Here is an 11,516-nt window from a genome sequence, read left to right on the forward strand (position 1 = left end):
TTTTCCATTGACAGAAAGTATAAAGCACCTTAATATACAGTAGTCAATAATGATTATCAATATTAATTAAAGGGGTTACATCAGGATGAAACAAAGGCTATTTATTTTATTTACTATTATGCTAGTTGTTCTTTCTATTGTTGGCTGTTCTTCTCAAAAAGAAGAATCCAAAGCAAAAGAACAACCGAAAACAAAAGTTGTAAAACACGCTAAAGGGGAAGCTACAATTCCAGTAAATCCAAAGAGAATTGTTGACTTATCTGGATCAACAGAAGAGTTATTACTTCTTGGACATAAGCCTGTTGGTACAGCAAACACATATAAAGATAAAATCCAAAACCACTTAACAGACAAGCTAGACGGAGTAAAAGCAGTCGGCTGGTACTGGGCGCCTAAAGTTGACCTAGAGGCTGTTACTGCTTTAAAACCAGACTTAATTATTTTAAACAATCGTCAATTGAAAATTTATGATCAACTAGAAAAAGTTGCACCGACAGTTGTTCTAGAAACAAATTTAGAAGACTGGCGCGGTAAGTTTAAAGAAGTAGGTAAACTATTTGACGAAGAGAAGAAAGCTGACAAATGGATTGCAGACTACGATAAAAAAGCAGAGTCTTTATCTAAAAAAATTAAAGAAAAAACAAAAGATGAGAACTTTATGTTCGTTGCAGTAACACCACAAAACTTCCGTGTATACGGTAGCTTCGGATATGGTGACATACTCTTTAACGATTTAAAGCTTCCAGCAACAAAAGGTACAGATTTAAAACAAACGATGGCACAAGTATCACTAGAAGGTCTTGTTGCATTCCAGCCTGATCAAATGTTTATTGTAAACTTCGGCGGAGAAGCTGATAAAGTGTACGAAGACTATAAAAACAGTGCCGTTTGGAAAGATAATAAAGCAGTAAAAAATAATCACGTATATGAAGTATCAAATGAAGCCTTCAATACGAAAGCCTTCAATCCAATCGGAAAAGATATGCTAATTGATGAAATCGCAAAAGAGATTTTAGCTAAGAATAAATAAGAAAAAGCAGCTCACCCTGAGCTGCTTTTTTTCTTATTTTGCACTGCGTACTGCTTCATTTTTTCGATTGTCTTTACAAAACCTTCTTTTGATTTTATGCGAATACCACGTTTCAATTCCGCACGCTCATAACTTTCAAGCTTTTTCATATCAATTTGAAAGAAGGAATGGATCGCGTTATCACTTTTCGGTACCCCTTTGAAAATTTGCAATATCCCTTCCTCTGAAACACCAAAATAACCGCTCGTTTTCAGTAAAGGAGAAATATCCTCAACTTTCTTTTGTAATACGATTTGCACATCATCACGATCAACAAGTTGCCATTCTTTATATTGCTGCAAAAACTTTTCTAAATCCGCTACTTTTTCTGTCAGTATTTCCTCGCTTACTTCTCCATCAACATACATACGCTCTAATAAAATTGTAACTGCAGGTTCTTTTTCTGTTATTTCTGCCCTCACATCGGATCCATAAGCTAAGCAAAACATCATAACGAAAGCTTGCACTGCAATTAGTATCCATTTCATTTCCGTTCACCTCTTCTAGGCAAAATCATACTTTCATTTGTAGCTTTTCCGGAAATGGGGGTTTTATCCAACAACCTTATTTCATTCGTGCACAATAGTTTTTTCTATTGCGAAGACCGATTCACAATAACCTTCTTATATTTCATTGCACTTTTTCCACAATTGCACCACTAATCCAGCCAATATTTCCATCTGGCAGCCTTACTTTTAACCACGTACGTTGTTCATTATCACTATCTTGAACTTGTACATTCTCTTCTAAATACACAAGTTCAACCCCAGGAGAGACAGCTTCTACAACTTCTGCATCAATTCGAGCTTCTTGACGCACATTTCCTCCTTCCATTTCATCCTTCACTTTTAGTATTGTCTTCCCTTCACTACTCGCGCTTAGTGTCTGCGGATCAAAACCCAAAGGAATTAAATGTTCTTGAATCAATTTATTTTCAGATTCGTATACTTTTAAAGTATACGAATTAGTAGGAAATACATATATTAAAATAGGAATTATAACTATGCAAACTCTCATTGTTATCTTATATTTATACTCTAATCTCACTATAAAACTAATGAATTTCAAAGCATACATCTTTATATATTCAAAACCCTTATCGATAATACTTATTAATAATTCCGCGATACTAAAAACAGCTGAGACACGTTTTCCTTTTTGTCTTCTTTTACGCATAGTAGCACTAATAAATCTAGTAATCCCATTTACTAATTTTTTAATACACCACTCAAGCAAACCTAAAATTTTCTTACTCGCATAAGGGAAAAGATAAAAAATCAAATACTTCCCGATAAACATGATTAAAAATAATATAATAGCAAATCGAATAGGTGCTGCTATAGGTATAGAAAGTAAAAATATGTATGATTTATAAAACCATTCTAATAACTTATCCATCTAATCTCTCTTTCCGCTTAAACTCTGATGTTTCTCCTAATTTACCCCACTTAGCTTTTTCCAACATATCAGCTTCTGATGAGACAAAATCTTTTCCTGAATTAATTTCATTCAATGTCTGTACTATTTCCCTAATTCGTGGCGCATCTTCACCTTTTTTGACCATATCTTCTATTAAATCCTGCATTCTGTTTTCTTTCTCCCGATTTTTTTCGCGCTCCTCTTGTTCTTCTTGTTGTTTTCGCTCATATCCTTTCATAATAAATATTGTTCGCTCTTCTTCAGAATTAAATACTCCCGCCTCTCCGTACTTTGCCATAAAGTGCACAAGATTTTCAAGTTCTCCTTCTTTTCTCAAACGCTTTTCTTCTTGCTCATCTTTAATTTTCATTTTCCTTTTAACTCTTTCACGCGTTTCATGCCCTAACTCAACATCTACTTCCAAAGCTTCAACTGCTAAACCATATTCACCAAAAACCCTATTAAATTTACTATCATTTTGCAATCCTTTTAGTGCTCCATTTACCGCCCTAATTTGATCAATTGGATAGTCTCTCGTAACCTCTTTTATAGAATAAAATAACAATTCATCTAACATATTAATAGAATTTACAATCCCTCTTCTAACTATAATTTCTGGATTACCAACATAATAACTAATGCGCATTCTAATTAAAAATGCATTTTGACCATCTTCACACATTACCTCTTTATGAAACGTATAACTATACACACTTGTATCTACCTCATAAACAGTATGGTATTTTCCATGTTTCAATTCACTATTTAATGCATAATCTCCATTTTGCACAACAAGACATTCACCTTCATTATTTGTATATACAAGTGCTAACACTTGCGTTGAAGGTTCTTGTTTCCCCCAGAATTTCACTTTGGCCGGTTGTCTAGATTTAATAAATGTCATTTTTTCTCTCCCTCTGGATTTCTATAATTTCAGGAATTACAGGACTAATAATATAGTGTTGTTCAGACTCAACAAGTCGTTCTAGAATAATTCGCATTTTCGTTTCTATTCTATCGCCACCTTCAATAAACAACTCTTTCATAAATTGACATAAATCCTGATGTACCTCTCCTCTGTTCTCCAATTCTTTAAATAAGTTTTGAATCCATTTTGTCGTATTAATTCTCGTTTCTTCATTCTGTAAACATTCACTGATAATCGGAACTAAACTCATACTTCGTATATGTTTATTTGTAAACAAGTAAACAAGCACATCTGGTGAAAGTGTACAAATCAATGAAATAACTAACTCCAGTAATTCCCTTTGCTTATTCGTACGTAACGATTCTTCTTGTACCCAACTTCTCAAGAATGTAAATAACGCTCCGTGATATCCCGTTTTATTTTCACCTAGTCTAAATAAGTTTTCAATGCTCTCCCATGCTATATCCTGTAAAGCTACATTTGATTTATTAAATATCTCTTTTAACCCTGCCAAAGCTTGTGGATACATCATCATTCCAATTTTTGTTCCATACACTCTTGCAGCGGTTTTCTTGAAATTATAATTATTACTTGCAGTCCAGTAGCGTAATACACGTGACACTAGGACCATATTATCTTTATCTTGCAACAATAAAAGAAATAGCTGGATAACTTTCATATTGTAAATATATTTTTTCTGCCCAGCCCAATTAGAAATAGTCACATTATAAATAAATAAAAAGTCTTCTTTACAGAGCACCGCTATCATCTCTAAAATCCGCTTATTTATTTGTTTGTTAGAGCCCATTGCTTCTTCCATTAACCACTTCATAAATACATTTTTTAACTCAGGAGTAAAATAAGATTTCCAGGATTCTAACAATATAGCTCTAGCATCCTCTTCATACTTAAATTTTGCACACTTTGTTGGTAGGACACCTAGATGTGAATATGTTTGTGCATGATATAAAACTCCTCCAAGTTGCTTAATCTCTTGCTTCACTGGAGTCGTCAAAGCGCTTCCTACTTGAACTTCATCTTTTATCTCCAGTTCTTGTTCTAGCATTTTACGTAAACGTCCTGCAGACTCTCCAATGAATTGATACTCCATACCATTAAATATAGATAACGCTAGAAGCATCGTATATTTTCGTATCCCTGCATTTTCATGTAATAAATTTTCAATTCGCTCATTGATATTCTGTCTTAAAACAGCTAACAAATCATCTTCTTGCATTTTACCGTTTAATAAGCACAATACTCTCTCTGAAAAATACTCTGCATCTCTCGGAACAAATACTAAATCTATATATTGTTTAATTTCATTCTTTTTTAATAGATGATTAACTTCCTCTATCTCTGAATCTATTTTATTTAAAAGCCTTACATGTTTCTTTATTATTTGTTCCTTTTCATTAGGAATTGGGCAAAACTTCATATATTTTTGTATGTCATTGTTTATTTCTTCCCTATCAATATTAACTGTAATAATGAAGTAGCTATTATGGTTCTTTAAAGAATCTATCATCTGTTTTATTACAGGATCTTTCAATCCTTGTAAGGAATCATATGTAATATGATCGATAATAAATACCGTACTTTCCTTTAACATTGTACTCGCTAATTCTTTCCAACTCATGTCCGGGAAAAATTGATACATGTTTTCTATATTTAACTCATTCGCAAGCGCAATTGCAGTTGTATATTTTCCAATGGCCTGTTCATTATGTAAAAATAAAATGTGATTCTTTTTTAACTCCTGCAAACATTCACTAAAGTTAGAAGTTCTTTCATATATATTACTAATTTTATCAATTTCACTGTCTTTAATTGCAAACAGTTTATTTGACATATTCAAAGAAAAACTTGTTCCTTCTTCTTTAGAAATATCGCTAGGAATCATTTCGTAATAAAGCTCTGATTCATTTACAGTGGACTCTAAACTATCGTAAGCTAAACTTTCCTTTATTTTCACAATAAGTTCATCTGCGTGCTCCTCTATTTCCCCAACTGCTGCATCAAACCAACTTATCTTTTTTATAAAATATTCAAAAAATCTACCTAACTTACTATCATCTACTCGAAACGGGATAATCCTTTTCTTATAATCAAATGCTAGTTCTACTTCATTTTCTACATGTTTAGATTGTCTAGCATTCTCTGAAAGAATAAGTAGTACACAACTACACTCTTGAAGACCTTGTACGATATGTTCACTATATACTCCCCCAACCGGAATATCTTTCGGGGCAAACCAATATTCTATTTCAGCATCAGTTAATTTACTACATAACATATCAGCAATACTTGCATCTTTTGTAGAATAACTAATAAACACCTTTTCCATTTTTATCCCCTATTCACTAAAGTTTTCTTTTCGCTATCTGAACATAACAACTTCACGATACCTGCTCCTTCTTTTTCCAGCCCCATAATGAACAAGTATTGTTTAATTTGTTCTAATGTTGATTGCTTTTCAAAAGTATTCGGCTTCCCTAAGCGAATCGCACGCTTCATCAACCTTTCACTCGCTTCATAACGATCATGAATAAGTTGTACTTCAGCTAAAGTACTGTAATACCACCATGACTCCTCGTTATATTCAGACCACCGATTCCAAATATAATTCGCGAAAGTAAAGCAATCTGTTAATCCTAAAATTTTTTGTATGTACACTGCATTAATTGCAGGATAAAAATCTTCAGGATTAACACGAAACGCCTCTAAATATAAATCTAAAGCCTTCCGTAAATCTGAAAAGTTAATACTCTCTCTATCTAATAAACAATCTTCTTTATATAAAGCCCTACGTTTAAATTGCGCCGCTAACATTGCTAAAGCGTCAGAATCTATTCTATTCTCCTTTAATAATGCATGCATCAAATTAGCTGCTTCATCATAGTTCCCCATACGAGTCAAACAGTTCGCCTTTAACTTCACTAATTCTTTATCCTCCATAAATGGGTAAAGATTAATTTCATTCACGACCATAGACCATGTTTCTACTTTTTTTATGTACATAAGTGCTTTATCATATACACCAAATTTTTTATATACTTTGGCTAACTCAAGAAGGAATGGTCCGCTATACGTATCAAAATTATATTTCTCTTGGAGTATCAATAACTCATCCTTATCTCTAGTTGAAATAACTTGTTGTACTACGTCTCTTTCTTGTACATCTATCACTTGAGGACGTGGCGGAATCGCCTCTTTTAAATTATATTTAAAAAACAAATTGGTAACATTCCACCCTTCATCTTTAGCTGAATATAATCTATGTAAATGCTGTTCTCCGAATTTTTTTGCTAATTGAACATCACCTAAATCTTCAAAAAACACCGCTTCCATTTCATTAAATTGCTTATAAGCCTGTACAAAGTCTTCTGTAATATAAATCTCTCCTGGAAATGTAACTGGCTCAATTCGAGCAGCTCGATTAATATGTTCTCCAACTGCATTTTTTCGATTATTTAACATAGGATCCTCGAAAATATATACCTCACCATAGTGCCCTGCAATGCGAGGCGTCATACTTAATTTGTGCTTGCGGAAAAATTTTTGATATTCCAGCATTAAAGAAACAGCATCTTCTCCATTTTCAAATAAAGCAATAAACGCATCTCCCCATGTATTCCATACTATCGCTTTATCCTTATACGACCGAATAGATTCAACAAGTAATTTTAAATAGTGTTCATAAAAATTTTTGAACTCTTGTTCATTCATTTTTGAAAAACCTTTCAAGTCAGAGAAAACAATAAACTTAGATCCCTTTTCCAAGATTCTATCCCTCTTTTCAAATTAACTTCTGATTATAGATTAACAACCCATATAACTTTAAAATTTTCCGGAGCATCAATAAGAGTACGTATATGTCTTCTTCTGTTGGTCTATTCTCTCCTATTAAAGTTGCAGTCCTATGAATAGCTGGGTTACCAAACGATCTCAATCCATACATATACTGACTCATACTTCGGTTTAATACATTATTATTTTTAATATTTCTTAAGTTCATATCAAATAATTCTGTGCCAGTCCCTGTTAGCTCACAAAGATTCTGACAAGTATTTTCAGCAAATTTCCTTCCAAATGCTGCAAGAGTTTCAAACTGTATTTCATTTACACGTTGTAACGCTGTTCTTAACGGGAGAAATGTGTCCTCCCAAAAAGCATCAGACTTAGGAATAGAATCCAATATATTTAACAATTCCTTTTGAATTTGATCCATCTCTTTAGAATAATGCAGCGGAATAATCGAACGCCCTAACACTTGATTCAGCGTTGCATTCCAAATCTCAACGTCCTCATCCAAATAAATACAGTAATAAATCGTCTTTGTATATTTAGACTTTTTTAACCAACGTGTTGCATGCTCAAGTAACGTTGTAATCTCAGCACTATAGTTTCCTACCAATCCCTTCCTACCAATAACCGGAAGAGCGATGGAAGAAAAACGATATCCCGAAAATTCTAATGCTGCTAGCGTGGCAAATACTCCTTCGATTAATTCTTCATATTCTTCTTTTGAAAATAATATATCGTGTGTTCTATTAAAATTAATCGTTAATACAAATTTATCCTGTTTGCCTTCTTGAAGAATCGTATAACCAATAAAAACTTGGTCGTTGACATGATAAAAAGGATCAATCTTTAATGTATCTATATTCATCCTCTGCCTAATACTTTCTACTAGCTCACCATATATTTGACCACTTTCATTTTTATACGTAGTAATGACGATGGCACCGTCCCCACTACTTTCTAACAAATCACCTTTACACAACAAAAAAGATCGATCACCAAAGGTTGAATCAACTATTACACGATTTATAATATTCATTCCACGTTCATCCTTTTGGGCAACATTTTATTTAAAAATTTGATAACTCTTAAAAGAGTAAAATACATAATAGCAATATCATCTTTTTCCAAAGTTTTCGGCCCATATAATGGAGTATTATCTCTACCGTCTTCATTATACTCGTATAGTATAATAAAATGATTAATCATCCATTCTTCTACTACTTTATTCCTTTTAATCTCTATTATATTCTTCCTAAATGATGAAACAGGCATTCCTGCAATTCGGCATATATCCTTATTTATTTCAATGATTAAACTTCTACATAAAACTGCTACATTTCTACTAGAATCTTCTCTTTTTTCTAGCTCTTGTTTTATTCCATTTAATTTACTAGTATAAAAATCATTTTTTACGGAAATATTATTTATTTCACTTACAATTTTTTTTCGTAAATTTCGAATTATTTCATCAAAATCCGGAGCAATATTCGTGCCTTTCAATGCTTTTTCCAAAGAATTCATCCACACATCATTATCTTGTTGCACATATAAAAAATATGATAATTTTTCACAACAGGATGTGTCTCTTAACCAATTTGTTGCATACTGGATCATCATATTTATAGCTACTAAATGATGTTCAGTCTCTATTCCTTTTCTACCGATAACAGGTAAACAAACATCCTTTAGCTCAAACCCTTTATATTCTAGTAATGTTAATGCTAAAAAACATCCCTTGATGTATTCTTCTAGTAAATCTAAGGAATATCTCGTTCCCTCTTTTTTATTTGTATGAAGAATTAAAAATGTTTTATTTTGTTGTTTCTGATTAATGATACCAATCCAGCCTCCACTGGAAAGTGATAATAGCTTCCTCTCTTTCGAAGTAGAAAGAGAAAATTTATTGTCAAATGCTTCGTACAATTCACCACTTTCATCTAATGACAAGCCATGTGCAATAACAAAAAAAACAGTGGCCTTAGCTTGCGACATATCTCCTTTATAAATAAAGAAGGAACGCTTCCCACTCGGAACATCCACAGTTAATTCATGTAACAACAAACGCTCTTCCAGATTTTCCAACATCGATTTCACATCCAAATATCTAGTTTCAAAACACTCCAAATTCTTTTCAGTATGCTATACTTCCACTAATTACTAACAACATTTTAGCATAACTTTTCACAAAATGTTCATTTTTTGGAGGGACCTATATGAAAATATATCCATTAGGAGTAGGACAAGGATTTTCAACAAAATACTTTCACAATAACTACATTATTTCAATTTCAAATACGAATATCTTAATTGATGCTGGTACGACTTTAAGATTCAGTTTAGAAGCTAGTCCATATACATATACTGATATTGATTATATACTTCTCACGCATTTTCATTTCGACCATATCGGTGGGCTAGAAGAGTTCCTTCAAAGACGTTATTGGTCAACCACAAGCAAACAAAATCACAGAAAACCACAGATTATTATTAAAGAATGTCAATTTAAACAACTTGAATCTCTTCTCTCTCCAGGTTTATGCAATCAAAATTTAACTTTACATGATTACTGCGATATTCATACGTTGAGCGATGAACAGTCGTCTTTAACAATTGAAAATACAATTGAAATTAAATTCATTGATACAACAAATTTCCACTGTGAGGATATGATAAGTTTCGCACTACAAATCTATGATTTAAGCAAACAACAAAACATCCTATTTTCATCTGATATAAAGAAATTAAAAAATAGCAATTTAAAAGAACAAATAAACCAAGAAACCGTAGCCATTTTTCAAGATGTAGATTTAACTTACAATCCAGTCCATGCACACTTAACAGAGGTACTATCCTATTATCCCGACGCTTATAAACCTATACTTTACGCAATGCATTATCCCGATTATGCACCAAATACTTTCTCTCAATACAACCTTTCATTTGTACAACAAGGAATCCCAATTATGTATTAAAAAAAGGTAGAACAGCTACTTTCACTTTGCTGTTCTACCTTTTCTTTATTTCATAACCAAGCGCTAAAATCACTTTAATTGTCTCTAATGAAGTTCTTCGATCATAGTTTTTCTCGATTTCTGAAAGCTCTTCATAAGGTATTAAACAAGGATGTTCTTTTTTATCTTCATCTCTTTTTTCTCCGTACTTCCAACCTTCTTGCAATCTTTGATCCGCCCAAACTTCATGTGTATTTTTAGAAATTAACTCTGTAAGTTCCTGAATATCTTTCGGAATCTCAACATTTGATGTATCAATTGCTTTTGGCTTATATGCCATCCATAATCTCCTCCATTCCAAAATTCTATAATACTTTCACAACTTCTCCTATTATTAAGAAAATATATCCTACGAGCGAAAATAAAAATGCATACTTAGTCATTGCAAATTTCTTTTTCGCAATTAGAGATAACGTATAATTTTGACTGAGCAATTCTTCTAATAGATGGTCGCCTTCTGCACCTTTAATCGCCTCTATATAGTCCTCTCTAGTCATATCAGCTACACTTCCCCAGTATATCAAACCATTTTCTTTTTTTTCCATAAAACGAGGCATAATAGATAAAATTGCAAATACAATCCCTACTAATAAACCAATTAAACTCGCACCTAATGTTAAAAATCCCCAAGACATTTGAATAGTCGATGGATCAAAAAACAAGCGAAAAATAGTTACATTTACACCACTAATCCCAGCTGCTTTTACATCTGAAAAACGAATAGAATTGTTTAAATATGTATGCATTTGATAAGAAAAATTCGTTTTTGATGAACGTTTCGTTTGATGTACTTCCACTTTCAATTGTTCTTGTTGTATTTTTAATTCCTTTTCTTCCCCCACAGTACCTCACCCTTATATATTAATTCCAATATCAGTAACTCTAACCCATTTATTGTAACGCACTTAAAAGATTGATAGCAATCATCAAATGAAATGCAGCCTACATAAAACAAAAAGATAATAAGAAAGAGTCTTTTCATACCCTCACCTATTACCTATTTTCAATCTTAATATATAGTTATAACATTTTATAAATATTAAAATAAAATATCTTCTTACATAATGAGAAAGACGCCTGCAAAGCAGGCGTCTTGATGCGTTTACGGCGAAAGACCAGGCGACCACATTCGCGTGTTTAGCACTTAAGCATATCTCTCGACTTACGTAAATTAGCTCATCGCTTTGCTAATATAACATTAATAATGTATAACTGCAACATGTTTATAAAAATATTTCATTTCCTCTTCCATCCAAATAATTTTATATAAATTATAAATTGA

At 32.5% G+C, this 11,516-nt stretch carries 11 protein-coding genes; 2 read left to right on the plus strand and 9 right to left on the minus strand.

Annotation, left to right across the window (positions count from 1 at the left end):
* Nucleotides 1-85: 85 nt before the first annotated feature.
* Entirely contained in the window at nt 86-1,030 is a 945-nt protein-coding gene (locus V7038_RS19020; protein WP_002112014.1) for an iron-hydroxamate ABC transporter substrate-binding protein, read from the plus strand.
* Between the two features lie 11 nt (nt 1,031-1,041).
* Here V7038_RS19020 and V7038_RS19025 read toward each other — a convergent pair whose 3' ends face one another.
* From V7038_RS19025 to V7038_RS19055, 7 genes are all read right to left on the minus strand, one after another.
* Complete coding sequence (locus V7038_RS19025; RefSeq protein ID WP_002112016.1) at nt 1,042-1,557, minus strand: BofC C-terminal domain-containing protein; 516 nt, start codon at nt 1,555-1,557, stop codon at nt 1,042-1,044.
* 142 nt (nt 1,558-1,699) lie between these two features.
* Entirely contained in the window at nt 1,700-2,467 is a 768-nt protein-coding gene (locus V7038_RS19030) for an SH3 domain-containing protein (protein ID WP_335471344.1), read from the minus strand.
* Nucleotides 2,460-3,392, minus strand: a complete 933-nt coding sequence (locus tag V7038_RS19035; RefSeq protein WP_335471346.1) for a hypothetical protein — start codon at nt 3,390-3,392, stop codon at nt 2,460-2,462. Before V7038_RS19035 ends, V7038_RS19030 begins: the two co-directional genes overlap by 8 nt.
* Nucleotides 3,379-5,763, minus strand: a complete 2,385-nt coding sequence (locus V7038_RS19040) for a toll/interleukin-1 receptor domain-containing protein (RefSeq protein ID WP_335471348.1) — start codon at nt 5,761-5,763, stop codon at nt 3,379-3,381. The genes V7038_RS19035 and V7038_RS19040 overlap by 14 nt, the downstream gene beginning before the upstream one ends.
* A 2-nt stretch (nt 5,764-5,765) precedes the next feature.
* Nucleotides 5,766-7,199, minus strand: coding sequence for a tetratricopeptide repeat-containing protein (locus tag V7038_RS19045; protein WP_335471352.1), 1,434 nt, complete (start codon nt 7,197-7,199; stop codon nt 5,766-5,768).
* A gap of 16 nt (nt 7,200-7,215) precedes the next feature.
* Entirely contained in the window at nt 7,216-8,259 is a 1,044-nt protein-coding gene (locus tag V7038_RS19050; protein WP_335471355.1) for a hypothetical protein, read from the minus strand.
* Complete coding sequence (locus V7038_RS19055; RefSeq protein ID WP_335471358.1) at nt 8,256-9,308, minus strand: hypothetical protein; 1,053 nt, start codon at nt 9,306-9,308, stop codon at nt 8,256-8,258. Before V7038_RS19055 ends, V7038_RS19050 begins: the two co-directional genes overlap by 4 nt.
* A gap of 128 nt (nt 9,309-9,436) precedes the next feature.
* On the opposite strand from V7038_RS19055, the gene V7038_RS19060 reads away from it, so the two are divergent.
* The gene (locus V7038_RS19060) at nt 9,437-10,195 is read left to right on the plus strand and encodes an MBL fold metallo-hydrolase (protein ID WP_335471360.1); all 759 of its coding nucleotides are present in this window, start codon (nt 9,437-9,439) and stop codon (nt 10,193-10,195) included.
* A gap of 34 nt (nt 10,196-10,229) precedes the next feature.
* On the opposite strand, the gene V7038_RS19065 is transcribed toward V7038_RS19060, so the two are convergent.
* A complete protein-coding gene (locus tag V7038_RS19065; protein ID WP_335471363.1) occupies nt 10,230-10,514 on the minus strand; it encodes a RyR domain-containing protein in 285 nt (94 codons plus the stop codon).
* A 25-nt stretch (nt 10,515-10,539) separates the two neighbouring features.
* Nucleotides 10,540-11,076: a Pycsar system effector family protein gene (locus tag V7038_RS19070; protein WP_335471365.1), complete on the minus strand. Its 537-nt coding sequence runs from the start codon at nt 11,074-11,076 to the stop codon at nt 10,540-10,542.
* Between the last annotated feature and the right edge of the window lie 440 nt (nt 11,077-11,516).

The organism is Bacillus sp. JJ783, from assembly GCF_036963225.1.
Classification (GTDB): domain Bacteria; phylum Bacillota; class Bacilli; order Bacillales; family Bacillaceae_G; genus Bacillus_A; species Bacillus_A cereus_U.